This is a genomic window from Aquabacterium olei, assembly GCF_003100395.1.
Classification (GTDB): domain Bacteria; phylum Pseudomonadota; class Gammaproteobacteria; order Burkholderiales; family Burkholderiaceae_C; genus Aquabacterium; species Aquabacterium olei.
Map to the genome: position 1 here is coordinate 3,582,967 of NZ_CP029210.1, position 24,791 is coordinate 3,607,757.

The window sequence follows — 24,791 nt, forward strand, 5'->3', positions numbered from 1 at the left end:
TGTGCGCAATTGACCACGGTCATTGTCAGAATGAAAACCCGCCCCCGGGTGCGGGGCTTGCCGCGTCAGGCGGTCTGCGCGCTGCGGTTGGCCGGCGCCGACACCTGCGCCATCAGCGCCGGGATGCCGCTGCGGGCGTTGGCCTCGGCCGCCAGGCGGCGCTCGTCGGGCGTGGCGTAACGGCGATCCCAGTCCAGTACCTTGGGCGTCATCAGGCGGTGCCACAGCGGCGGGATCATGGCCACGACGATGGTGGTGAGGTAGCCGCTGATCATCATGGGCGCATCGGGGAAAGGCTTGAGGTCCTGGTAGGGCACCTCGCCCTGCGCGTGGTGGTGCGAGTGGCGCGTGAGGTTGAACATCGACCACGAGCTGATGCGCTTGTTGGTGTTCCACGAGTGGCGGGGCTGCACGGGTGTCTTCGGGTCGCGCACCATGCCGTAGTGTTCCATGTAGTTGACGATCTCGAGCAGGGCCTTGCCCCACAGCGCGCAGGCCACGAAGAAAGCCGCGCCCGCCCACCCACCGATGGCACCGGCCACGGCCACGAGCAGCAAGCTCATGAGGTGCCCGCGGAGGACGGCGTTGCCCGGGCCGAACACGGCCTGCCCGGTGCGCTGCAGGCGGCGGCGCTCGATGCGCCACGCGCTCACGTTGCCCTTGATGGTGGAGGCCACCACATGGAAGTACACGTTGCGGCCGCGCGGCGCGGTGGCCGGGTCGTCGATGGTGGACACGTAGCGGTGGTGGCCGTAGACGTGTTCGATCGAGAAGATGGTGTCGAAGCTGAAGGCCAGCAGCCAGCGGCCGATGAACATCGAGACCGGATCCCAGGTGCGGTGCGTGAGCTCGTGGGCGGTGATGGTGCCCACCATGCCGATCATCAGGCCCGTGAGCAGGATGGTGGAGACGTGGTGCGCCCAGAAGGTGCCCGCGCGCGCGGCCAGCACGTCATACCCGGTGAGGCCGGTCAGGGCCGCCCCGAAGCCCAGCGGATCCCCGGGGCTGACGGACCACACGGCGGCAAACACGATCAGCGCCAGCAGCGGCAGGGCCATCCAGAGCTGGAAGGTCAGGATGCCGGGGTGCCGGAAGACGGGCGTGGCGGTGTCGTCACCACAGACCGCATCGCCCACCATGTAGATGACGAGGACCGTGAGCAGCCCGCCGGTGACCCACGCGCCCCCCGCGAGGATGAAGGCCAGGGACATGAGCCCGATGGCGTGGAAGAGGAAGTACTTGAGGTAGTGGAAGAGGGCCATGGAGCGTCTCCGTGTTCTGGGTGTGGGATGGCGGGCCCGGGCTCAGGCGGCCTGCGGACGGTCGTACAGCGTCGTGAAGCGGTCGGCGTGGATGTCGGCGTCGGCCACGTTCTGGCGCAGCAATGCCGCGCGCGCGGTGTCCACCATGGGCGGCGGGCCGCACAGGTAAGCGTGGGCGCCGGGGAGCACGGTATCGGGCAGAAAGTCGGTGACCAGCCCGCGGGCGCCGAGCCAGGTGCTGCCCGGCGTCTCGGCCGACAGCACCGGCACGAAGCGGAAGGGAGCCGGCCAGCTCCGGGCGAAGGCCTCGATGGCCGCCATGCCATACAGGTCGGCCTGCAGGCGGGCGCCGAACAGCAGCGTGACGGGGCGCGCCACACCCTGCGCCCGCGCATCGGCCAGCATCGCGAGCATGGGCGCCAGACCGCTGCCGCCGGCCACCAGCACCAGCGGTGCGTCGGCCGGCCGCAGCCAGAAGTCGCCGCCCGGGCCGTGCACCGTCAGGCGCTGGCCGCTCAGGTCGTGGTCGACCACCAGGGTCGAGAAACGCCCGCCCGGCACCTTGCGCACGAAGAAGCTCACCTGCGCATCCGGCTGCACGGGCGTCGCAAAGGAGTAGCTGCGGGCCACGCCGGGCAGGCTGTCGAGCGTGAGGTCGGCGAACTGACCGGCCTTGTAGGCCAGCGCCTCGTCGAGCTGCACCCGCAACTGCACGATGTCGTGCGTGAGGCGCTCCTGGCCAACGATGCGGCCCCCGATCTGTCGGCGCGCCGGCAGGGCCGACAGGTCGACCTCAATGCGCACATCGGTCTGCGGCACCGCCTGGCAGGCCAGGATGTAGCCCTGGTCGAGCTCCTCGTCGGACAGGATGTAGCCGCTCTGCGTGAGCTCGCGCACCTTGCCGGACACCAGCCTGCACTTGCAGGTGGCACAGCCCCCGACGCGGCAGCTGTGCGGAAAGGCGATGCCCTCGCGCAGTGCCGCCTGCAGCAGCGTTTCCTTCGGCGCCACGGCCACGGGGCGGGCGTTGATGTGGGCCGTGACCGGCCCCTTGGGGGCCAACAGGCGGGTGACGAGGGACAGCATGGGGTGTCGACGGAGAGGGCTTGGGGATGCCGGGATCGTAGAAATCGGCGCCCTCGCTGCACAGGGCGCGGATTGACATCCACAGGTCATTTTTTGACAATCGCGCCCCATGGCCGACTTTGCCCTGCCCGTTCAGTACCTGCGCCTGATCGCCGACCTGCTGGCCGGCATGCGCATGGACGTGCCCGCCTGGCTGCGACGCCACGGGCTGGATGAAGTGTGGCTGGCTCAGGCCGATGGCGCCCTGCCCTATCCCGCCTTCCATGCCCTGCTCAGCGACGCGCACGCCAGCACGGGCGAGCCGGCACTCGGCCTGCTGGTGGGCGAGCGCCTGCGCATCAACACGCATGGCATGCTGGGCTACGCCGCCCTGAACAGCAGCACGCTGCGCCAGGCACTGGTGCTGTTCGAGCGTTTCGTGCCCGTGCGGACCACGCTGGTGACCGTGCGCCATGCGGTGGTGGCTGACACCGTGCAGGTGCAGATCGAGCCGGCACGGCCGCTGGACGGCCTGGAGCAGCTGGTGATCGAGGCCGTGATGCTGACGGTCAAGAACCTGATCGACCACATCACCCTGGGGGCCTGCGCGGTGCGCCAGGTGTGCTTCGACGGGCCCGCGCCGGCCCACGCGGCGCTCGCTTCATCGATGTTCCGCTGCGAGGTGCGCTACGGCGCCGGCTGGCATGGCCTGGTGCTGCCGCTGGCCGACATCGACCGCCCGCTGAGCACGGCGGACCCGGCGAGCTTCGAGGAGGCGGCCCGCATCTGCCAGCGCGAACTGGATCGCCGCGACGCCGAGGCGTCGATGAGCAACCGGGTGCGGCGCCTGTTGCTCGACAAACCGACCGGGTTTCCGTCGCTGGTGGTGACCGCGCGGCTGTTCAACATGACGCCGCGCACGCTGCACCGGCGCCTCCAGGATGAAGGCACCACGTTTGCGCGGCTGCTCGATGAAGTCCGCCACCGGTTGGCCGTGCAGCACATGAAGGCCGGTCAGCTGACGCTGCAGGACATCGCCTTCCACCTGGGCTACACCGACCCCGCCAACTTCCGCCGGGCGTTCAAGCGCTGGGAAGGCGTGGCGCCCTCGGCCTACCAGGCGGCACAGACCGCCGAGCGCACGGGCATGTGATGGCATCATCGACGGTCCCTGTCCGTCCGTTGTCACCCATGTCTGCTGCCCCCACCTGGGATCACCCGGATCCGTTCACCCTGCCCCTGCGCGTCGATGCGAGCTGCATCGACCTGATGGGCCACACCAACAACGTCGTCTACCTGAAGTGGCTGGAGGACGTGGCCTGGGCGCATTCGGTGGCGCTGGGCCTGGGCCCGGCGCAGTATGCGGAGCTGGGCCACGGCGTGGTGGTGCGCCAGCACGAGCTGACCTACCTGCAGGCCACCCGGCTGGGCGAAGACCTGCTGCTGGCGACGTGGATCACCGGCGTGGACAAGCTCTCGCTGCACCGCGCCTTCCAGTTCGTGCGCGCGGCGGACGGCGCCACGGTGTTTCGCGGGCGCACGCACTATGTGTGTGTGGACATCGAGCAGGGCCGCGTGCGCCGCATGCCAGAACGCTTTTTGCAGACCTATGCACCGGCCGTGCTGAAGCCGGCCTGAGCGGCGGGCCCGCGGGCACGGGGCTTGCCGCCTGCGCGGCACCACGATCCCCGCACGAGGCCCCCGATGAGACGATCGCCCTTCCCGGCCCACCGCGTGCTGGCCGCCAGCTGTCTGGCGCTGGCATTCGGCCCCCTGCCCGCCCCCACGCTGGCCCAGATCACGGCCGACGCCCAGCCGCCCGGGGCCGACAAGACCCGGCGCACCCGCGCGCTCGAGCTGGGCGCCCGGGCGCTGCAGACCCACGCTCCCGTGGGCGCGCTGGACATCTACCTCAACGGCTTCCACCCGATGAAGGACGACCCGGCACACCAGGTGGAAGCGCACCACTTCTGCCGCCAGGTCAATGAAGACTTTGCGCAGTGCGCCCTGTTCGACAGTGCCGCGCGCACCGCCAACCTGACCGGCATCGAATACATCATTTCCGAGAAGCTCTTCCTGCGCCTGCCCGAGGGCGAGCGCCGCTACTGGCATCCGCACAACGGCGAGATCCTCTCGGGCCAGCTGATCGCGCCGGGCATCCCACGTGCGGCCGAGAAGGCGCTGATGCGCGACAAGGTCAACAGCTACGGCAAGACCTGGCATGTGTGGCACACCGGCGCCTTCGGCATCCCGGGCGACGCCCTGCCCATGGGCGAGCCGCGGCTGGCGTGGTCGTTCAACCGCGATGGCGAGATCATCCCGGGCCTGTTGTTGCAGCGGGATCAGCGCCTGCGCCAGCAAAGCACCGAGCGGCGGCGGGAACGGGCCGACCTGCAGCAGCTCGCCAAGCCGCAGGAAGGCGTGGACGCGTTGCTGGGCGCCTTCCCGCGGGACACCGGCCCGATCCCCGGCGTGGTGGACAGCCGGGCTGTGGCGCCCTCGGGCCAGCCCGTGCCCGACGCCGCCAGCGCGCCACGTTGACTGGCGCCGACCCTGACCGCTGCCGTGACCACGCACCGCATCGAGGACCAGACCGTGCGCACCCTGCTGCAGATGGCGCAGGCCGGCCCGCCCGCCATCGCGCAACGCCTGAAGGACCTGGACCGGGAGTGGGGCACCGACCGGGTGACCGAGCTGGATGCCGCCGTGACCGGGCGATCCCTCCGCGCGATCGACCGCTGACCGCGCTCACGCCCGCACGGGGCCATCCTGGGGCGATCACCGCGCGGCAGGGGCCGCGGCGGCCTGCTCGGCGCTGTAGCGGGCCTGGGCACGCATGGCCCGCTCCTCCAGCGAGGCCGCCGGTGCGGTGTCCTCGCGCATCAGCTGGATCAGCCGCGCCGTCACCGCCTCGTCTGCCCCGAAGAGCTGACGGGCCGCAGCCTCGCCAAACCACTGCTGTCGCTGTGCCTGCAAGGCCTGCAGGTCGGCCGCCATCTCGTCGACCGACTGCGGCGCGCGCTCGGGGCTCACCACCTGGCGCAGCGACTGCTCGTAGCGACCATAACGCTCGGCCAGCTCGATGGCCTGGGCCTGCGCGCGCTCGGGCAGCGCCGACGTGGCCTCGCGGGCCGCCTCGGCCACCGGGCGGTCACGGCGAAAGGCGAGCACCTGTTCCAGCGTGCGCAGGGTGTCGGTGTCGAGCACCAGCGCCCCCTGTGCATCGGCCCGGAATCGGCCGACGGGCTCAAGAGGCGTGGCCTCGCCGGCCGGGGCCGGGCGCCCAGCCGACACCGTGAAGCCCGGCTCCGGCCCCTGGGGCCACAGCGTGCCCCCCGGGCCAGCCGCCCCTCCGGCCTGGGCCACGGTGCCGCCCTGTACGACGGCCTGGGGCGCGGCCGGCGTCGGCTCCCCCCCGCGCAGCAGCAAGGCCACCCCGGCCACCGTGAGGGCGGCGAGCACCAGCCCGCCCGCCACGCGTCGCCCGCCGTGCGGGCTGGCAGTCATGATGATCATGAGAGGCCTTTCTGTGCGAGGGCTGCGCTCAGTACGGGCAGTTCTGGCTGTAGCGGTCGAAGACCAGCGACGTGGCGTACGCCTGGTGCGGCGCACCGCACAGGAACGGCGAATAGCGGGTGTCGCTGTCGACGAAGCGCTTCATCCACGTCACCGCATAGCGCCCGATCGGCGTGTTGGTCATGTTCGGCGCGAAGTGCGTCGCGTTGTTGAGCTCGCCATAGGCCTTCGACGTGGTCGACGGCAGGTTCTGGTAATACACCCGCGACATGGTCGCCACCGGTGCGATCGTGTCGCCATCGGCCCCGATGATCATCGTGGGCACCCGAACGGTCGAGAAGTTCGATGTCGGGCTCCACGGCGTCATGGGATACGAGGCCTTGAGCGTCGGGTAGTCGCGCGCGGCAATCAGCGAGCCGCCGCCCCCCATCGAGTGCCCGGCCACCGCCGTGCGCGTGCCATCGGCCCGGCTGCGCACTGCCGAGGGCGACGAGTTCAGCACGTAGTTCAGCGCGGCCATCAGCTGGTTGGCGCGGCTGGCGGGTTGGTCGAGCGTGGTCAGCGTGTTCATCGTCAGCACCACGAAGCCGTGGGTGGCCAGACGGCGGCCCAGCCAAGCGATGCTGCTCTGCGTGGCCGTGAAGCCGGGGCTGATCGCAATGACGCCGTACTTGCCCGTCTGCGTGGGGTAGTAGACGGTGCCGCCGCCAAAGCCCACGGGCAGCGTGACCGACGAAGTCGACACGCTGTAGGGGCCGGCGGTGGCGTTCAGGCTGGACGAGGTGGGTGCGGTCGTCTGCGCGAGGGCGGGCTGAGCGAGGGCAGCCAGTGCCACAGCGGCACAGGCGGACAGGGCACGAAGCCGGTTCTGCGGTGCGTTCATGGGGATCCCTTTTTGATGGAGCCAGGTTGTCGAAGCGCGCCGCCCCCGAGGGAGGGTGGCCGGCGCACCGACACTGTGCAGACGCACCCCGCCGACGTGAATGGTGGATCCGGACAGAAAGCGGATCGCGCCGGCCAGCCTGCATCCAGATGTCACAGGGGCTGGGCCACCGCGGCGCGCCCGCCCGCGCGCTCGCGGAAGGCCCGTGGCGTCAGCCCCGTCCAGCGCTTGAACGCATGCCGGAAGCTTTCGGCGTCGCTGAAGCCGAGCGCCGCCGCAATGTCGTCGGAGCCCATGCGGGTCGACAGCAGGTAGTCGGAGGCGAGGCTCTTGCGCACGCTGGCAAGCAGTTCGCTGTAGGTCACGCCCTCGTCCTCAAGGCGGCGGCGCAAGGTGCGCGACGACATGCACAGCCGCTGCGACACGGTCTCGATGTCGGGGAAGCGGCCGGGCGTGCGCGTCAGTTCGTCGCACACCTGGCGCGTGACGCCCGCGCGCCGGCGCAGCTCGTCCATCAGGCGCATGCAGTGCTGTGCCATGTGGCTGGCGGTGATGGGGTTGGCCAGCTGCGGCGAGCGCGTGAGCCAGGCGGCGGGAAAGACCAGCGCATTGCGTGCCGCGCCGAAGCGGACCTCGCAGCCCAGGCGGTCACGCAGCGCGTCGGCATGCGGTGGCCGGGGCCCGGTGCACTCGGCCCACTCGGGCAGGAACCAGTCTCCCATGACGTCCTTGCCGATGGTGACGTGGGCCGCCAGCTGCAGATCGATCATGAAGCGGTAGAGCCGCTCGTCCACATCGGCCCACGGAAAGGCTGCGCGGGTGGGGAAGGTCCAGACGGCATGCGCCCCTTCACGCCCCCAGTGCAAGGGCAGCATGCCGCCGGACAGGGGATGACAGCGCACCGCCAGGTCCCACATCTGCGCCACGGTTTCGGAACACAGCAGGGCGTAGCCATACATGCCATAGCTGGACGCGCGCAGGCGCGTGCCGACCAGCAGGCCCAGGTCGCTGCGGGCGCTGAGCCGCAAGGCGTTGCGACTGACCCGCATGAACTGCGCGCACGAGGTGAGCGTGGCGGGGTCGGCCACTGCCCCGGGGCTCAGGCCCGTGCCCTCCAGCAGCGCACCGATCGGCACACCGACTTCCTGCATGGCCCCCACCAGGGTGGCCAGCCGCGATGGCGACAGACAGCGGTCCCCGGCAAAGGCAATGAAGAACGGGCTGGCTTCCTGGCCGGGGGCGCCCGCGTCCTCCCCCGACGGCACACCGCAGGTCTGCAGCATCCGCGCGTCTCATCCTGGTTTTATGGTTTGCTCGCCGCGTGCGCAGACGGCCCCCCGGACGAGGCGACGACAGGCACAACGTGGCCTGCGCAGTATTGCTGCCGCACCCGTGACGTCAACCATCCCCTGCCTGAACGGGGATCATTGCACGCCAGTCGCGTGACGCGTCAGAACTGGAAGAGCGACAGACCGACGCCGAGGCTGTCCTGCCGGTGGTTGTAGTCGAGCAGCGTCTCGCCGTATCCGGAGAACAGCTGCACGTACCAGCGCAGGCCGGCGGGCTTGTCCCGGTGCACCGGGTGCGTCCAGTCCAACTGCCAGGCGCCGCGTCGGCCTTCGGGCAGCCGGGTGCGCCACGCCAGCGACACCGTTGACGGGCCGCCCAGCCACGAGGCCACCAGTTCGGCATTGCCCAGGTAGCGCTGGATGTCAGGGTTGTCGTCGTTGCGGGCGTCCTCTTTCAGCCGGCGATACATGCGCAGCGTGAGCGCGTACGGGCCGTTGTCGAAGGCGGCGCTCACGTAACTGCGGTTCCAGCTGCGCGACAGCGCATCGCTCTGGCCGTTCGACTGGTGCAGCAGCCCCACCTGCGTCATCCGCCAGCGCCAGCCGCCGGGCAGCGCGGGCAGGTACTGGCTCATGGGCACCACGTAGATCATCTCGGGCTCGTGGTCGGTGCTGCGGAACGGGGCCGACTCGCGGCCGTTCCACAGCTGCCACAGCGAGCGCTGCGTATAGGCAAACCACAGGTCGGCATCGGGCAGCAGCAGCCCTTCGGCCACCTTGGTGCGCAGCGAGACCTGCACCTTGACCTCGACCGGCTTGTAGTCGATGCGGGCGGGTGTGGTGCCGCGCGTCGGCGAGCCCGGCGCCCGGTTGACGCGCGAGCTCACGTGCATCGGCAGCACGAAGTTGGGCAGGTAGGTCTTGACCGCAAAGGTGCCGCGCTTCTCGGCGGGCGTCAGCTCCCAGGCCTTGTCGAACAGGGTGGCAGCAGGCGGCGCCTCGGCCAGATCCAGCGGCTGGCGTTCCGGCGGCACCCCGGGCAGGGCCGCTGCAGCCGGTGCAGCGGGCTCGCTCGCGCCCACCGGGGCCGGTGCAGCCGCCGCAGCCGGCATCACACCGGGCGCCGGCTGTGGCCCCAGGCGGAAGACCGCGTCATAGCAGGCCAGGCGGGCCGCGTCATCGGGCAGGCGGGCACACTGCGAAGGCGGGGTGCCCAGTGCGCCACCGGCCGCCAGCGCCAGCGGCAGCCCCCACATCCATCGCCCCGCGTGCCTTTGCCCCGTTGCGCGCGGTGTCGCGCTGCGCCGCTGCCCCGGCCATCCTGTGGCCCGCGCCGTGTCCTGCATGCCTGCATCCCCTCTGTCGCTTGTGGTGGCACACAGTGTCGGGCAGAGCGCGCCGCGTGGTGTGACACGCGCGGTCGGTTCCCCCGGAATCGTGGGGCCATCCGCCTGGCCCGGCGCCTTCACAGGCTGTTGTGGATGGCCGTCGCCGCCACCGCGCCCTGCGCCATGGCCACCACGATCTGGTCGAGGCCACTGGTCACATCGCCCGCGGCAAAGAGGCCCGGGCAGGTGGTCTGGCACCGGGTGTCGATGACCAGGTTGCCCCCCGCCTCGCACTGCGCCTGCACGGCGCGGCCCAGGTCGGCTGCCGGCTGGCAACCCAGGGCGGCGTAGAGCACGTCCACGGTCAGGGGCTCACCGACCACGCGGTGCACCTGCAGCCGCCCGCTGCGGTGCTCGACATGGTGGATGCCCCCCGGCCGCCAGCCGATCTGGCGCGCCTGCAGCGACTCGAAGTCCTCGCGCGCGAGGATGTCGGACGGGCGAATCGGCAAGAGCTGCACGTCTTCGCTGAAATGCCGCAAGAACAACGCCTCGCGCACCGCGTGCGGGCTGCAGCCGATCACGCCGATGCGACGGCCGCGGTGCTCGTGCGCGTCACAGATGGGGCACTCGCGCAGGAGACCCACCGAGCGAACGGCGCGCAGTCCGGGAATTTCGACCTCGCGGTCGCGCGCGCCGGTGGCCAGCAGCACCCGGCGCGCAGGCCATCGCAGCCCGCCCACGTGCACCATGAAGAGGTCGTCGCGATGCGCCAGCCCGGTGGCCCGTGCCCCGGTCACGGCCCCGCCCTGGCGCAGCAGCTGCGCCCGCAGGCGCGCCAGCAACTCGGGCCCCGCGATGCCATCGGGAAAGCCGGGCACGTTGTGCGAGCGCGGGATGCGCAGCGCGCGGGCCTCCCCGCTGTCGAGCACGCGGATCGTGCGCTGGAAGCGCGCCAGGTAGATCGCCGCCGTGAGCCCGGCCGGCCCGCCGCCCACGATGACGCAGTCGACCGGGGGCTGGCTCACGGGGTCCATGGCGGGGCCCCGATTCAGCCCGCGCGCTCGGCGGCCACGTCGGCCGAGGCCTCGGCCGCCTGCTGCATGCGGGCGTAGTGTTCGGAGTGCCCGGTGCGGTAGAGGTCGTACCACGCATCGAGCACCGGCGGGTCGTACAGATCCAGGCAGCGGAAGATCTCGCGCGCGAACTCGAGCGGCGCCATCCCGGCCGCGGTGATCAGGGGCCCGTCACGCCAGGCTGGCTGCGCCTCGTAACGGTCGCTGCCCTCGTAGGCGGGCACCCCCTTGAGGTAGGCCAGCGCGTTGCTGGTGTGCCGGCGCCCATTGAGCAGCCCCGCCCGCGCCAGCCCTGCCGTGGCCCCGCAGATGGCGGCCACCGGCACGTCGGCCGCCAGAAAGCGCCGCGCTGCCTCGACGGCCGCCATGTGCTGCCCCTCTTCCCATCCCAGCCCACCAGGCAGGATGAGCATGGCGCTGTCGGCAGGCGACAGCGTGTCCAGCAGCTGGTCGGGCAGCACCGCGACGCCGCCCATCGAACGCACAGGCGACTGGCTCAGCCCCACCGTGCACACGGTGTAGCGCCCGGGGGCACGCTGAAAGGCCGGCTGCTGGATGCCGGCCACGGCGAAGGCGGCTTCCCAGTCGGCAAAGCCGTCGTAGACGAAAAGGTGGACAGAACGGGCCATGCCGATGGGCCGGCAAAGGCCGTGCCCATCGGGCCGGTGCGTGTCAGGCGAAATGCAGGCGGGGTGCGCCGGCCTGCGCGGGGGCGGCCAGCGTGCCGATCACGGCCGCCTCGCCACAGCCCTCGGCCTGCATGGCGGCCAGCACGGCGGGCACGGCCTCGGGCGCGCAGCTCACGAGCAGGCCGCCGCTGGTCTGCGGGTCGGACACCAGGGCCTGTTGCCAGGCCTGGGCGTGGGCCGGCCAGTTCACCTCGGCGCCATAAGCCGCCCAGTTGCGGCCCGACGCCCCGGTCACGATGCCTTCGCGCGCAAAGCCGGCGGCCACCTCGATCAACGGCAGCTGCGACAGCGTCACCTGCGCATCCAGCCCCGAGCCGCGGCACACCTCGAGCAGGTGGCCGGCCAGGCCGAAGCCCGTCACGTCCGTCATCGCGTGCACACCGGGCAGCGCGCCCAGCGCCACACCGACCCGGTTGAGCTGCGTGGTGTGGCGGATCATCTGTGCATAGCCTGCCTCATCCAGCCGCCCTTTCTTGAGCGCGGCCGACAGCACGCCCACACCCAGCGGTTTGCCCAGCACCAGCACGTCGCCCGCGCGGCCATCGGCATTGCGGCGCACGCGGTCAGGGTGCACCAGTCCCAGGGCCACCAGGCCGTAGATCGGCTCGAGCAGGTCGATGGAATGCCCGCCGGCGATGGGGATGCCCGCCGCCCGGCACACCTCGGCGCCACCGCCCAGAATCTGGCCGATCACCTCGGGCGGCAGCTTGGCGATCGGCATGCCGACCAGCGCCAGCGCCATGATGGGCGTGCCGCCCATGGCATAGATGTCCGACAGCGCGTTGGTGGCCGCAATGCGACCGAAATCCCGCGGGTCGTCGACGATGGGGGTGAAGAAATCGGTGGTGGCCACCAATGCCTGCTGGTCGTTGAGCCGGTAGACGGCCGCGTCGTCGCTGGTCTCCAGGCCGACCATGAGCTCGGGCGGCACGAGGCCCTGGGGGGCCCGTGACAAAATCTCGGACAGGAGGCCCGGGGCGATCTTGCAGCCGCAGCCGCCACCGTGAGAGAACTGGGTCAGCGCAATGGACATCATCGGTCAACAGAAGTACGAGGCGATTGTGCCAGCGGGGGCCCCCGCATGAGCGCACGCGGTCCGGTCCGCGTCGAGGACCGCCATGCATTCGACTGCCTGATCGACGCCCGCTCGCCCGCCGAGTTCGCGCTGGATCACATCCCAGGGGCCATCAACCTGCCGGTGCTGGACGACGAAGAGCGCTGCATCGTGGGCACGATCTACAAGCAGCAGGGCGCCTTCGAAGCCCGCCGTGTGGGGGGCGCCATGGTGGCCGCCAACCTCGCGAAGCACCTGCGCGAACAGCTGGCCGACAAACCCGCCAACTGGAAGCCGCTGGTGTACTGCTGGCGCGGCGGCATGCGCAGCGGCTCGATGGTGACCTGGCTGCGCCTGGTGGGCTGGGACGCCCAGCAACTGGCCGGCGGCTACAAGCGCTGGCGCCACCACGTGCTGGAAGTGCTCGATCGGCAGTGTGCGCAACTGCGCCTGCGTGTGGTGTGCGGCGCCACCGGCAGCGCCAAGACGCGCGTGCTGCACGCGATGGCCGCCCAGGGCGCGCAGGTGCTCGACCTGGAGGGCCTGGCCTGCCACAAGGGCTCGCTGCTCGGCGCCATGCCCGGCCAGCCACAGCCTTCGCAGAAGGCGTTCGACACGCAGCTCGTCGAACACCTCGAACGCCTCGACCTGAGCCGGCCCATCTACGTGGAAGCCGAAAGCCGCCGCATCGGCCGCATCGCCCTGCCCGCGCCGCTGATCGAGCGCATGCGCGCCAGCCCCTGCATCGAGCTGAGCGTGCCGTTCGAGGCGCGGCTCGCCTTTCTGCTGCGCGACTACGCCTACCTGGGCGACGACCCGGCGCTGCTCGCGCGCCGGATCGACCCGCTGCGCCCGCTGCTGGGCAACGAAACCATCGACCGCTGGCAGAAGTGGGCCCTGGCCGGCGAGCTGCCGCCCCTGTTCGACGAACTGGCCCGCCTGCACTACGACCCGCAGTACGCCCGCTCGCAAAGCCAGCACTTCCACCGCTGGCCGCAGCGCCAGACGGTGCCGGGTGACACGCTGGACGAGGCGGGCATCGACGCCCTGGCCGCCGCCGTGCTGGCCGTCGAGGTGAACGACGATGTCCGCTGAGCTTCAACTGGAGGGCGTCAGCCGCCAGTGGGGCGGCAAGCCTGTGCTGCGCGACATCAGCCTGCGCGTGCAGCCCGGTGAGCGCATCGCCCTGATCGGCCCCAGCGGCGCCGGCAAGTCCACCTTGATCCGCCTGATGGCCGGCGCGCTGCGCGCCACGGCGGGCCACGTGCGGGTGGACGGCGTGGCGCTCGACGCGATGGGCTGGCGCGCGCTGCAGCGCCACCGCGCCCGCTGCCGCATCGTCGAGCAGCAGAACCTGCTGGTGCCGCAGGCGACGGTGCACCGCAATGTGGTGGCCGGGCTGCTGCCGCACTGGCCGTGGTGGCGCACGCTGGCCGCGGCCCTGTGGCCGCTGGAATCGGCGCGCGTGGCCACGCTGCTGCAGTCGCTCGACATGGGGGGGCACCAGTGGGCCCCGGCCAGCGCACTCAGTGGCGGGCAGATGCAGCGCGTGGCCATTGCCCGCGCCCTGATCGCCGAGCCCGACATCCTGCTGGCCGACGAGCCCACCGCCTCGCTCGACCCGCACACGGCCAAGGCCGTCACGCGGCTCATCACCGAACAGGCCCGCCAGCGCGGCATGACGCTGGTGTTCTGCACGCACTGGTTCGACATCGCACGGCGCGACTGCACCCGGGTCATCGGCCTGCGCCGCGGCGACATCCTGTTCGACTGCGCCCCCGAGGATGCCACCGAGGCCCGCCTGGAACAGCTCTATGCCGGCAGTGACGAGCGTCTCTGACGCGCGGCGCCAAGCCAGGTGGCGCTTTGCGGGGTGGCTGGCGATCGCGCTCTCGGGCCTGCTGTGCCTGTCGCTGACCGGCGCCGACCTGCGCCGCCTGCTCGACGCCGACGGGCTGCGCAATGCCGGCGAGATCCTGTCGGGCTTTGCGCACCCAGACCTGTCGGCCGACTTCCTGGCCCGCGTGCTCGACCTCTCGGTCGAAAGCCTGCTGATCGGCATCCTAGGCACGGTACTGGCCGCGCTGCTGGGCACGGTGCTGGCCTTCTTTGCCACGCGCGTGCCCGAGCTGGACGACCCGCCGCGTGGCCCGCCCGCCTGGGCGCGCACGGGGCTGGCGGCCACTCGCAGCGCCGCGCGCGTGCTGCTGGGCGTGGGCCGCTCGGTGCCCGAGATCGTGTGGGCCTACCTGTTTGTGCAGCTGCTGGGCCTGGGCCCGGGCGCGGCGGTGCTGGCCATCGGCCTGACGGTGGGCGGCAACATCGGCAAGCTGTTTGCCGAACTGGCCGAAGCCGTGGACCCGCGCCCGGTTCAGGCCCTGCGGGCCGCCGGCGCCTCGCGCTGGGCGCTGTTCCTGCACGCCGTGCTGCCCCAGGTGGGCCGGCAGTGGACGGGCTACGCGCTGTTCTGCCTGGAGTGCAACATCCGCATCGGCACCATCCTGGGCGTGGTGGGCGCGGGTGGCCTGGGCAGCGAGATCGCGCTGAGTCTGCGCTACTTCCAGTACGACAAGCTGGCCACGACGCTGCTCGCCGTGCTGGCCTTCGTGGTCGCGCTCGAGCTGCTGAGCAACCGCCTGCGCCGCGCCGCCATCGGCTGGACGCTGGGCCTGAGCGCCGCCGGCACGCTGTGGGCCTGGGTGCGGCTCGACGTGCCGTGGGCCGACCTGTTCTCGGGCGCCGGCCTGGCGCTCATGCCGCGCATGGACACGCTGGCAATCGACCTGGCCTTTCTGAAGACCGCCGCGGGCCAGATTGGCGACACGCTGCTGATGGCCTGGGTGGCCACGCTGCTGTCGGCCGCGCTGGCCTTCGTGCTGGCGCCGCTGGGCGCAGCGCGGCTGAGCACCGGCAGCTACCTGCCCGACCCGCCCCGGCCGCGCGGCATCGGACGGTGGTTGCGCCCGCTGGCCGCCGCGCTGAGCCGGGTGGTGCAGCAGCTGACCCGCGTGATGCCCGAGCTGACGCTGGCCCTGGTCTTCGTGGTGTGGGTGGGCGGGGGCCCGCTGGCCGGCATCCTCGCGATTGCCGTGCACAACATCGGCGTGATGGGTCGCCTGTTTGCCGACGTGCTGGAAGAGGCCGAGCCCGGCCCGCCCGCCGCGCTGCAGAGCCTGGGCGCGGGCACGCTGGCCACCTTCCTGTTCGGGGTGCTGCCCCAGGTGCAGGCCCGGCTGGCGGCGCTCACGCTCTACCGTTTCGAAGTGAATGTGCGTGCCACGGCCATGGTCGGCTTCGTGGGCGCTGGCGGCATCGGCGACGCACTCAACACCGCCATCAGCCTGTTCCACCTGCATGACCTGGGCGTGCTGCTGCTGACCATGCTGCTGCTGGTGGCCGCTGTGGACGCCCTGGGCGACCGCGTGCGCGCCCGCATCCTGCGCGGCGATGGCACGCGCCTGCCGCTGCCCGGCTGCGCACCCGAAGCGCACCTGCCCGTCCCCCTTTCATCCTCAACCCGGAGCCTCACACCATGAGCCACCCGTCTTCGCCATCCGTCCGTCCCCGTCGCACCACGCTGGCTGCCCTGGCCGCGCTGGCCCTCGCGCCGCTGCTGCCTGCCATCGCGCAGGCGCAGGCTCAGGACGTGATCCGCGTCTCGGGCATCCCCGACGAGAACCCCACCGAGCTGGCCCGCAAGTACCAGCCGCTGATCGACCACCTGCAGAAGCACCTGGGCGTCAAGGTCGTCTATGTGCCGGTCATCGACTACGGCGCGGCCGTGTCGGCGCTGGCTGCGGGCAAGGTCGATTTCGCCTGGCTGGGCGGCTTCACCTTCGTGCAGGCCCGCGTGCTGGCCGGCGCGCGCCCGGTGGTGATGCGCGACATCGACCGCGAGTTCCACAGCGTGTTCATCGTCAACACGGCCTCGGGCATCAGCAAGCCGGAAGAGCTGCGCGGCAAGAGCTTTGCGTTCGGCGCCAAGAGCTCGACCTCGGGCCACCTGTTCCCGCGCCACTTCCTGAGCACGCGCTTCCACATCGATGCGGACAAGGACTTCGCCGGCGCGCCCATCTACAGTGGGGCGCACGATGCGACGGTGAAGATGGTGGAGTCGGGCAAGGTGCAGGCGGGTGCGCTGAACATCGAGGTGTGGAACCGGCTGGTGGCGGGCGACAAGTTCGACAAGACCAAGGTGAAGGCGATCTGGACCACGCCGGCCTTTGTGGACTATGTGTGGGCGGCCCGCAAGGACCTGCCACCGGCCACGGTGCAGAAGTTCGCCAATGCCTTCATGACGCTGGAGGCGAGCGACCCGGCCGACCAGGCGGTGATGGCACTGCAGGGGGCCAAGCGCTTCGTGCCGGCCAAGGGCGAAGACTTCGATGTGATCGAGCAGGTGGGGCGGTCGACGGGGTTGCTGAAGTAACGGCTGTTGGCTGGTGGCGTAAGGCTACCGCGACCGTGGCCCGCCACCAAGCGGGGCCAAGAAGGGCGCAGCCGGTCTCCGTGCCGGCGCTGCCTCGCAAAAGCGCCCGCTCGCCGCACCACATCCGTGCACGCCGCACCACCGCGGGTACGCCTCCCCCCTCGTCCACCCATTCTCCCAGGGCAAAGCCACCCGGCACACATATTGCGTAAACCCCTCCGTGTGCCCCGAGTAGTGACGCTCCCGCACACCCCCATTCGTCTCCGCTAATGACGGCGGACAAGAGTCGGCCCCACCGAGGGTGCCCGCCGCTTATCCCACCCTCCCCCGTCGCAGGAGCACGCATGAAGATCGTCGTCATTGGCCATGGCATGGTTGGCCACAAATTCCTGGAAAGCCTCGCCGAAGCCGGCGTGCGCGACGCGCAGGTCACCGTCCTGTGCGAAGAAGTCCGCCCCGCCTACGACCGGGTCCACCTCTCGGCCTACTTCTCAGGGCAGACCGCCGAAGACCTCTCCCTGGTCGAACCCGGCTTCTTCGAGCGCACCGGCTTCGACCTGCGCCTGGCCTGCCGCGCCGCCAGCATCGACCGCCGCCACCACACCGTCACCACCATCGACGGCGAAGTGCTGCCCTATGACAAGCTGGTGCTCGCCACCGGCTCCAACCCCTTCGTGCCACCCATCCCGGGCCGCGACCGCCCGCACTGCTTCGTCTACCGCACCATCGACGACCTCGACAAGATGAAGGCCTCGGGCGCGAAGTCCCAGGTCGGTGTCGTCGTCGGCGGCGGCCTGCTGGGCCTGGAATGCGCCAAGGCGCTGTGCGACATGGGCCTCGAGACCCACGTCATCGAGTTCGCGCCCCGCCTGATGGCCGTGCAGGTCGACGACCAGGGCGGCCGCGTGCTGCGCGCCAAGATCGAGGAACTCGGCGTGCACGTGCACACCAGCCACAGCACCGTGCGCATCGAGGACGGCGCCGAGCACCGCCACCGCATGATGTTCGAGGACGGCAGCCACCTCGACACCGACATGATCGTGTTCTCCGCCGGCATCCGCCCGCGTGACGAACTGGCCCGCCAGTGCGTGCTGGCCATCGGCCCGCGCGGCGGCGTCGTCATCGACGACCACTGCCGCACCAGCGACCGCAACGTCTACGCCATCGGCGAATGCGCCTCGTGGCAGGACCAGACCTTCGGCCTCGTGGCCCCAGGCTACGACATGGCCCGCGTGGCCGCCCGCCACATCGCCGGCGAGGCCGAGGCCGCCTTCACCGGCGCCGACATGAGCACCAAGCTCAAGCTCATGGGTGTGGACGTGGCCTCGATCGGCGATGCGCACGCCCGCACGCCCGGCTGCCGTTCCTTTCAGTACGTGGACGAGGTCAAGCAGGTCTACAAGAAGATCGTGGTCAGCGCCGATGGCAAGAAGCTGCTGGGCGCGGTGCTGGTCGGCAATGCCGATGAATACGGCACGCTGCTGCAGATGGCGCTCAACGGCATCACGCTGCCTGCCGAGCCCGAGTTCCTCATCCTGCCCAGCAGCGACGGCAAGGCCAAGCCCGGCCTGGGCCCGGATGCCCTGCCCGACAGCGCCCAGATCTGCTCGTGCAACAGCGTGAGCAAGGGCCAGATCTGCGCGGCCGTGGGCGACGGCGCCACCACCATCGCGCAACTGAAGTCGTGCACCAAGGCGGGCGCCACCTGCGGCGGCTGCGTGCCCCTGGTCACCCAGGTGATGAAGGCCGAGATGGCCAAGCGCGGCATGGCGGTCAACAACCACCTGTGCGAGCACTTCCCCTACTCGCGCCAGGAGCTCTACCACCTGGTGCGCGTGGGCGAGATTCGCTCATTCGATGAGCTTCTGGCCCGCCACGGCAAGGGCCTGGGCTGCGACATCTGCAAGCCCACCGCGGCCTCCATCTTCGCGTCGGTGTGGAACGAGTTCGTGCTCAAGAAGGACCTCGCCCGCCTGCAGGACAGCAACGACTACTACCTCGGCAACATTCAGAAGGACGGCACCTACAGCGTCGTGCCCCGCATGCCGGGCGGCGAGGTCACGCCCGACGGCCTGATCGCCGTGGGTCAGGTTGCCAAGAAGTACGGCCTGTACACCAAGGTGACCGGCGGGCAGCGTGTGGACCTGTTCGGCGCCCGCGTCGAGCAGCTGCCGCTGATCTGGGAAGAGCTGATTGCCGCCGGCTTCGAATCCGGCCACGCCTACGGCAAGAGCCTGCGCACCGTGAAGAGCTGCGTCGGCTCGACCTGGTGCCGCTACGGCGTGGGCGACTCGGTGGGCCTGGCCGTCGAGCTGGAGCACCGCTACAAGGGCCTGCGCGCGCCGCACAAGATCAAGTTCGGCGTCTCGGGCTGCACCCGCGAATGCGCCGAGGCCCAGGGCAAGGACATCGGCATCATCGCCACCGAGAAGGGCTGGAACCTGTACGTGTGCGGCAACGGCGGCATGAAGCCCCGCCATGCCGAACTGATCGCGTCCGATCTGAGCAAGGAAGAACTGGTCCGCCTGATCGACCGCGTCCTGATGTTCTACGTGCGCACCGCCGACCGCCTGCAGCGCACCAGCACCTGGCGCGAAAACCTCGAAGGTGGGCTCGACTACCTGAAGGACGTGCTCATCAAGGACTCGCTGGGCCTGTGCGCCGAACTCGAAGCGCAGATGCAGCACGTGGTGAACACCTACCAGTGCGAATGGAAGACCGCGGTGACCGACCCCGAGGTGCGCAAGCGCTTCCGCTCCTTCGTCAACTCCGAGGTGCCCGACGAGCGCATCGTGTTCGTCAAGGAACGCGGGCAGATCCGCCCGGCCACCGCCGACGAGCGGGACGGCGCCCCCACGACCACCGCCTGAGCCGAACGAGTACACCATGCTGACCGACATGATCCAAGCCCGCCCCGACACCACCGCCTGGACGGACGTGTGCGCCGTCGACGACATCCTGCCCGACACCGGCGTGTGCGCCCGCATCGGAGACCGCCACGTCGCGGTGTTCCGCGTGGGCGCGAGCCGCTTCCATGCCATCGACAACGTCGACCCCAAGAACGGGGCCAGCGTGCTGTCGCGTGGCCTGGTCGGCAACCTGGGCGACCGGGTGGTCGTCGCCTCGCCACTCTACAAGCACCACTTCGACCTCGAGACCGGCGCCTGCCTCGAAGACCCTGCGCTCTCGGTGCAGGCCCATGCCGTGCAGGTGGAAGGCGGGCGGGTGCGGGTGCGCTGCGCCTGAAACCCGGCGTTTGCGGGCGGCATCGATCCTTCCTACAATGGGTTCATGACCGCCCTGCGCCACGCCCCTGCACGCACCACCGGCCGCCACGCCGTGGTGGGCCCGTGCGTGCCCCCGCGCGACGTGCCCGCCTGCAGGACGGTGCCCCGGATCACGGCCGCACATCACTGAGCCCGGCGACCGCCCTTTCCCCATCCTGCGCACACTGGTCTCCGGGCATTCCGCGCGATCCCCGGAGCACCCGTATGTCGATCCCTGCCTCCCGCGTGGTCACCGAAGTCGACCACAGCCGCCTGTCCGCCCTGCTTGAACGCGCGGCACCCTGCCCGCCCGCCACCTGGACGCAACTGAACGAAGTCCTGGACTTCGCCGACCTCGTGCCGCCCGAAGCCGTTCCGGAACAGGTCGTCACCATGCGCTCGAGCGTGGTGCTGCTGGCCCACGAAGATGGCCGCACGCTCAAGGTCACGCTGAGTTACCCGCACGACACCCCACCCGACGGGCTGTCGGTGCTGACCCCGCTGGGCGCAGCCCTGATCGGGCAACGCGTCGGCGAGGCCGTGCGCTGGACGGGGCTCGATGGCGTGCCGCGGCAGGCCGTCCTCGCGGCCATCCCCTTCCAGCCCGAAGCGGCCGGGCAATTCCACCTCTGAGGCCCAGGCAGGACCCCGTTGCGGGCTCAAATTGACGACAATCGGGGCCCGCCTTCCGTGCCCCGCTGTCCCATGCCTTTGTCCGTCTCCCAACTCGTCCTGCGCGCCCGTCAACTCGAGATCGAGGCCCTGCGCCAGCTCGCAGGCCGCGTGGACCTGGCCGACGTCATCGGCCGTCTGGTGCACGCGCTGCAACGCGAACGGGGCGCGGCCAGCCTCCATCTCGCCTCGGGCGGGCAGCGCTTTGGCGCCGAGCGGCTGGCCGCCGTGGCGCAGGCCCAGCCGGTCGAAGCCGCGCTGCGTGAGCTCTTTGCGGCGCAACTGAACCCGGAAGCCGGCGCGTCAGCCCGCAGCCTGTCGCTGATGGCCTGGGTGATGCTCGACCTCGATGCCCTGCGCGCGCTGCGGGCCGCCATCGAACAGCGCGCGCCCTCGGCCCACGATGTCGTGGCAGCGTACAGCCGCGTCATCGCCGGGCTGGTCGAGCTCGTTTTTCACCTGGCCGATGCCACCGCCCACCCGGCCATCTCGCGCCTGCTGGTGGCCTATGTCCATCTGGTGCAGGGCAAGGAATCGGCCGGGCAGGAGCGTGCCGTGGGCGCGCAGCTCTTCGGCTCCGGCGCCTGCGACGACACCGAACAGCAGCGCATCGTGCACCTGATCGACGCCCAGGAGCGCAGCCTGCGCGTGTTCGAAGAGTTCGCCGACGACGCCCTGCGCGCGCAATGGCAGCAGCACCAGCTCACGCCCACCGTGGCCCAGCTGGAACGGCTGCGCCGCACGCTGTGCACGGCACGCCCCGGCGCTGCGCTGGACACGCAGCTCAGCGAAAGCTGGTTCGACGTCAGCAGCGCCCGCATCACCGACATGGGGCAGTTGCAGGACGACCTGGTGCGCGGGCTGCGGCAGGCCTGTGCCGACCAGATCGCGCACGCCGAACAGGCACTGCACGATTCCGAAGGGCTGCTGCGCCATCTGCGTGACAACCCGCCGCCCCACACGCACGCGGTGGACCGCTTCTTCAACGCCCCCGGCCAGCCCGATGCGGCGCCGGTGCTGTCGGCCGTGTCGGATGCATCCAGCCCGTCCGGCAGCGCAGCCATGAGCTCACTGGTCGAGCTTTTGCAGACCCAGTCGGCGCGCATGGCCAGCATGGAGGCCGAGCTGGACAGCGCGCGCCGCGCGCTGCACGAGCGCAAGATCATCGAGCGCGCCAAGGGGGCGCTGATGTCGCGCCTGGGCCTGACCGAAGAGGCGGCCTTCCGCGCGCTGCAGAAGTCGGCCATGGACCACAACCGCCGCCTGCTGGATGTGGCCGAGGCCACACTCGCCCTGCCCGACCTGGCCTTTGCCGCCCGACCGGGCACGATGCACCAGAAGTGATCGAACCACCCCACGTGGCGCACCACGCAGGGGCGGAAACGGGCGATGCGGTGCACGACATCGCGGCATGCTTCACGGCACCATTCCGGCACAGAACGTGCATACAGACGGTGCACCTCAGGCCAAAGGCGGCCTGACGCGGCGCCGGCGCACCCGCCCGGCCCACCTCACACGCGGATGAAGGCGTCCCGTCCTGCACCGGCCTCACGGTCGGCGCATGGAAGGGACGCCTTTTTTCTTGCCCACGAGTTCCCTGCACCCGATTGCCCTTTCTGGAAGGACGCCCCATGGCCTACCTCGCTCCCACCGAGTTCGTCACCAAGATGGTCGACGCCGGCGAATCCAAACTCCTGATGTCCACCCGCGACACACTGATCCGCGCCTACATGGCGGGCGCCATCCTCGCGCTGGCCGCGGCCTTCGCCGTCTCGGTGTCGGTCAACACCGGCAACCCGCTGGTGGGCGCCCTGCTCTTCCCGGTGGGCTTCTGCATGCTCTACCTGCTGGGCTTCGACCTGCTGACCGGTGTGTTCACCCTGGCCCCGCTGGCCGTGCTCGACAAACGGCCCGGCGCCACCTGGGGCGGCGTCATGCGCAACTGGAGCCTCGTGTTCGTCGGCAACTTTACCGGCGCCATGACCGTGGCGGTGTTCATGGCCATCATCTTCACCAACGGCTTCACCGAGGCGCCGAATGCCATCGGCCAGAAGATCGGGCACATCGGCGAGGGCCGCACGGTGGGCTACGCCGCACACGGTGCCGCCGGCATGCTCACGCTCTTCGTGCGCGCCGTGATGTGCAACTGGATGGTGTCCACCGGCGTGGTCGCCGCCATGATGTCGACCTCGGTCTCGGGCAAGGTCATCGCGATGTGGATGCCCATCCTCGTGTTCTTCTACATGGGCTTCGAGCACAGCATCGTCAACATGTACCTCTTCCCCTCGGGCCTGATGCTGGGCGGCAACTTCACCTTCATGGACTACATGATCTGGAACGAGATCCCGACCGTACTGGGCAACCTGGTGGGCGGCCTGACCTTCGTGGGCGCCACGCTGTACTCGACCCATTACAAGACGGCGCCGAAGCGCGTGGCGGCCTGAGCCGGCGGTGCACGCAGTGGCTCATGAGGTGAGCGCCTTGCAGGTGGCGGTGGGGCAACACAGCCGCGCCGGCCGCAAGGCCCAGAACCAGGACTTCCACGGCGCCTGCGTGCCCACAGGCCCGCTGTTGCAGACCAAGGGCGTGGCGGTCGCCCTGGCCGACGGCATCGGCAGCAGCGCAGTCAGCCAGATCGCGAGCGCCGCGGCGGTGCGCGGCTTTCTGGACGACTACTACGGCACGTCGGAAGCGTGGTCGGTGCGTCGGGCCGGGCAGCGTGTGCTCGAGGCCACGAACTCGTGGCTGCATGCACAGAGCCAGCGCACCGACGCGCGTTTCGACCGCGACCGCGGCTATGTCTGCACTTTCAGCGCGCTGGTGTTCAAGGGGCGTGAGGCGCACCTGCTGCATGTGGGCGACACCCGGGTCTACCGGGTGCACCCTCAGGCGCTGGAGCAGCTGAGCGAGGACCACCGGGTGCGCGTCTCGTCCACCGAGACCTACCTCGGCCGGGCCCTGGGCGCCGGCCCCGCCGTCGAGATCGACTACCGGAGCTGGGACACCGAACCTGGCGAGGTCTACCTGCTGGCGACCGACGGCGTGTGGGAGCACGTGGATGCGGCGGCCGTGCGCGCCGCCCTCGTCGCCCACCCTGACGACCTCGACGCCGCCGCCAGCGTGCTGGCCGACACGGCGCTGGCCCGCGGCAGCGACGACAACCTGACCGTGCAACTCGTGCGCGTGTTGGCCCTGCCCGCGGCCGACGCCCATCCGCTGGGGGCGCAACGCGCCGCGCTGCAGTGGCCGCCCCCGCTGCAGGCGCGGGCCACGTTCGAGGGCTACACCCTGGTGCGCGAGCTGCACACCAGCGCGCGCAGCCAGGTGTGGCTGGCCATCGACGAGGCCACAGGACGGCAGGTGGCCCTCAAGACACCGGCGGCCGAACTGCGCGAGCACCCTGCGCTGCTGGACCGCTTTCTGCTGGAAGAGTGGATCGCGCGCCGCATCGACAGCCCACATGTGCTCAAACCCTGCGCCACCGACCGGCCCCGCACGCACCTGCACGTGGCCATGGAGTACGTCGAGGGTCAGACACTGAGCCAGTGGATGACCGACCACCCCGCGCCCGACCTCGACACCGTCCGCGACCTGCTCGGGCAGATCGCCAAAGGGCTGCAGGCCTTTCACCGCAAGGAGATGCTGCACCAGGACCTGCGGCCCGAGAACCTCATGCTCGACCGCACGGGCACGGTGCGGCTCATCGACTTCGGCTCGGTGCATGTGGCCGGCCTCACCGAAGGCACGGTCGCTGCGCGCCCCGATGCCATCACCGGCTCGCTGCAGTACACCGCGCCCGAATACTTCACCGGGGGCGCGGGCACCCCGCAGTCCGAACTGTTCTCGCTGGCCGTGCTGGGCTACCAGATGCTGACCGGGCACCTGCCCTATGGGCTGCAGGTGCCGCGCGTGCGCACCCCGGCCGATGCACGGCGCCTGCGCTATGTGCCACTGCGCGAGCGGCGCCCGGATCTCCCGGCCTGGCTCGACGCCGTGCTGCGCCGCGCCCTGCACCCTGACCCGGCCCGGCGGCAGGAGGCGCTGTCCGAGTTCGTGCACGACCTGCACGCCCCGGGCGCGTCCTATCTGGGCCACCGCGCGCCGCCGCTGGTCGAGCGCAATCCGGTGGTGTTCTGGCAGACGCTGAGTGCGGTGCTGGGCGCCACCTGTCTGGTGCTGCTCGGCCTGCGCCTGACCGGGCACTGAGGGCCACCCCTGGGTTTTCCAGACAGGCGTCCGCCGGCAGATCCGGCCACACCGCA

The 24,791-nt window shown here is 70.7% G+C and carries 24 protein-coding genes; 15 read left to right on the plus strand and 9 right to left on the minus strand.

Annotated features, from left to right (window positions below; genetic code table 11):
- Nucleotides 1–65: 65 nt before the first annotated feature.
- Together DEH84_RS19495 and DEH84_RS19500 are read right to left on the minus strand one after the other, a co-directional pair.
- Nucleotides 66–1,262, minus strand: a complete 1,197-nt coding sequence (locus DEH84_RS19495) for an alkane 1-monooxygenase (RefSeq protein ID WP_245932620.1) — start codon at nt 1,260–1,262, stop codon at nt 66–68.
- A gap of 42 nt (nt 1,263–1,304) precedes the next feature.
- Nucleotides 1,305–2,348 (minus strand): 2Fe-2S iron-sulfur cluster-binding protein, encoded by a 1,044-nt coding sequence (locus tag DEH84_RS19500; RefSeq protein ID WP_245932621.1) that lies wholly within the window; start codon nt 2,346–2,348, stop codon nt 1,305–1,307.
- A gap of 109 nt (nt 2,349–2,457) precedes the next feature.
- Between DEH84_RS19500 and DEH84_RS16115 the strand changes: the two genes are divergently transcribed.
- The 4 genes from DEH84_RS16115 to DEH84_RS19170 all read left to right on the plus strand — a co-directional run bounded on the left by DEH84_RS16115 (nt 2,458) and on the right by DEH84_RS19170 (nt 5,069).
- A complete protein-coding gene (locus DEH84_RS16115; protein ID WP_109037784.1) occupies nt 2,458–3,480 on the plus strand; it encodes an AraC family transcriptional regulator in 1,023 nt (340 codons plus the stop codon).
- A gap of 38 nt (nt 3,481–3,518) precedes the next feature.
- Nucleotides 3,519–3,965: an acyl-CoA thioesterase gene (locus DEH84_RS16120; protein WP_109037786.1), complete on the plus strand. Its 447-nt coding sequence runs from the start codon at nt 3,519–3,521 to the stop codon at nt 3,963–3,965.
- Between the two features lie 66 nt (nt 3,966–4,031).
- Nucleotides 4,032–4,868: an OBAP family protein gene (locus DEH84_RS16125; RefSeq protein WP_109037788.1), complete on the plus strand. Its 837-nt coding sequence runs from the start codon at nt 4,032–4,034 to the stop codon at nt 4,866–4,868.
- Between the two features lie 24 nt (nt 4,869–4,892).
- Nucleotides 4,893–5,069 carry a hypothetical protein gene (locus DEH84_RS19170; RefSeq protein ID WP_159099003.1) on the plus strand — a complete coding sequence of 59 codons (177 nt, stop codon included), beginning with the start codon at nt 4,893–4,895 and terminating at the stop codon, nt 5,067–5,069.
- A 36-nt stretch (nt 5,070–5,105) separates the two neighbouring features.
- Here DEH84_RS19170 and DEH84_RS16130 read toward each other — a convergent pair whose 3' ends face one another.
- The 7 genes from DEH84_RS16130 to selD all read right to left on the minus strand — a co-directional run bounded on the left by DEH84_RS16130 (nt 5,106) and on the right by selD (nt 12,144).
- Nucleotides 5,106–5,843, minus strand: coding sequence for a lipase secretion chaperone (locus DEH84_RS16130; protein WP_109037789.1), 738 nt, complete (start codon nt 5,841–5,843; stop codon nt 5,106–5,108).
- A 28-nt stretch (nt 5,844–5,871) separates the two neighbouring features.
- Nucleotides 5,872–6,726 carry an alpha/beta hydrolase family protein gene (locus DEH84_RS16135; protein WP_109037790.1) on the minus strand — a complete coding sequence of 285 codons (855 nt, stop codon included), beginning with the start codon at nt 6,724–6,726 and terminating at the stop codon, nt 5,872–5,874.
- A gap of 152 nt (nt 6,727–6,878) precedes the next feature.
- Nucleotides 6,879–8,009: an AraC family transcriptional regulator gene (locus DEH84_RS16140; RefSeq protein ID WP_109037792.1), complete on the minus strand. Its 1,131-nt coding sequence runs from the start codon at nt 8,007–8,009 to the stop codon at nt 6,879–6,881.
- A 167-nt stretch (nt 8,010–8,176) separates the two neighbouring features.
- Complete coding sequence (locus DEH84_RS16145) at nt 8,177–9,271, minus strand: phospholipase A (protein WP_109037794.1); 1,095 nt, start codon at nt 9,269–9,271, stop codon at nt 8,177–8,179.
- 209 nt (nt 9,272–9,480) lie between these two features.
- A complete protein-coding gene (locus tag DEH84_RS16150) occupies nt 9,481–10,380 on the minus strand; it encodes an NAD(P)/FAD-dependent oxidoreductase (RefSeq protein WP_109037795.1) in 900 nt (299 codons plus the stop codon).
- 14 nt (nt 10,381–10,394) lie between these two features.
- Nucleotides 10,395–11,048 (minus strand): type 1 glutamine amidotransferase family protein, encoded by a 654-nt coding sequence (locus tag DEH84_RS16155; RefSeq protein ID WP_109037797.1) that lies wholly within the window; start codon nt 11,046–11,048, stop codon nt 10,395–10,397.
- Between the two features lie 43 nt (nt 11,049–11,091).
- Nucleotides 11,092–12,144 carry a selenide, water dikinase SelD gene (gene selD, locus DEH84_RS16160; RefSeq protein ID WP_109037799.1) on the minus strand — a complete coding sequence of 351 codons (1,053 nt, stop codon included), beginning with the start codon at nt 12,142–12,144 and terminating at the stop codon, nt 11,092–11,094.
- A 45-nt stretch (nt 12,145–12,189) separates the two neighbouring features.
- Here selD and mnmH point away from each other — a divergent pair, with 45 nt between their 5' ends.
- The 11 genes from mnmH (at nt 12,190) to DEH84_RS16210 (ending at nt 24,735) form a co-directional block, all read left to right on the plus strand.
- A complete protein-coding gene (mnmH, locus tag DEH84_RS16165; RefSeq protein ID WP_109037801.1) occupies nt 12,190–13,257 on the plus strand; it encodes a tRNA 2-selenouridine(34) synthase MnmH in 1,068 nt (355 codons plus the stop codon).
- Nucleotides 13,247–14,002, plus strand: coding sequence for a phosphonate ABC transporter ATP-binding protein (locus DEH84_RS16170; RefSeq protein ID WP_109038455.1), 756 nt, complete (start codon nt 13,247–13,249; stop codon nt 14,000–14,002). The genes mnmH and DEH84_RS16170 overlap by 11 nt, the downstream gene beginning before the upstream one ends.
- Entirely contained in the window at nt 13,977–15,698 is a 1,722-nt protein-coding gene (locus DEH84_RS16175) for an ABC transporter permease subunit (RefSeq protein ID WP_159099004.1), read from the plus strand. Before DEH84_RS16170 ends, DEH84_RS16175 begins: the two co-directional genes overlap by 26 nt.
- Entirely contained in the window at nt 15,695–16,591 is an 897-nt protein-coding gene (locus DEH84_RS16180; RefSeq protein WP_109037805.1) for a putative selenate ABC transporter substrate-binding protein, read from the plus strand. The genes DEH84_RS16175 and DEH84_RS16180 overlap by 4 nt, the downstream gene beginning before the upstream one ends.
- A gap of 344 nt (nt 16,592–16,935) precedes the next feature.
- Entirely contained in the window at nt 16,936–19,461 is a 2,526-nt protein-coding gene (gene nirB, locus DEH84_RS16185; RefSeq protein ID WP_109037806.1) for a nitrite reductase large subunit NirB, read from the plus strand.
- A gap of 28 nt (nt 19,462–19,489) precedes the next feature.
- Complete coding sequence (gene nirD / locus DEH84_RS16190) at nt 19,490–19,837, plus strand: nitrite reductase small subunit NirD (protein WP_109038456.1); 348 nt, start codon at nt 19,490–19,492, stop codon at nt 19,835–19,837.
- 45 nt (nt 19,838–19,882) lie between these two features.
- Entirely contained in the window at nt 19,883–20,008 is a 126-nt protein-coding gene (locus tag DEH84_RS19650) for a hypothetical protein (RefSeq protein ID WP_281262554.1), read from the plus strand.
- 74 nt (nt 20,009–20,082) lie between these two features.
- Nucleotides 20,083–20,490, plus strand: a complete 408-nt coding sequence (locus DEH84_RS16195; RefSeq protein ID WP_109037808.1) for a GreA/GreB family elongation factor — start codon at nt 20,083–20,085, stop codon at nt 20,488–20,490.
- A gap of 72 nt (nt 20,491–20,562) precedes the next feature.
- Nucleotides 20,563–21,873, plus strand: a complete 1,311-nt coding sequence (locus tag DEH84_RS16200) for a nitrate- and nitrite sensing domain-containing protein (protein ID WP_109037810.1) — start codon at nt 20,563–20,565, stop codon at nt 21,871–21,873.
- 287 nt (nt 21,874–22,160) lie between these two features.
- Nucleotides 22,161–22,973 carry a formate/nitrite transporter family protein gene (locus tag DEH84_RS16205; RefSeq protein ID WP_109037812.1) on the plus strand — a complete coding sequence of 271 codons (813 nt, stop codon included), beginning with the start codon at nt 22,161–22,163 and terminating at the stop codon, nt 22,971–22,973.
- A 28-nt stretch (nt 22,974–23,001) separates the two neighbouring features.
- Nucleotides 23,002–24,735: a bifunctional protein-serine/threonine kinase/phosphatase gene (locus DEH84_RS16210; protein WP_245932622.1), complete on the plus strand. Its 1,734-nt coding sequence runs from the start codon at nt 23,002–23,004 to the stop codon at nt 24,733–24,735.
- The last annotated feature ends 56 nt before the right edge of the window (nt 24,736–24,791 follow it).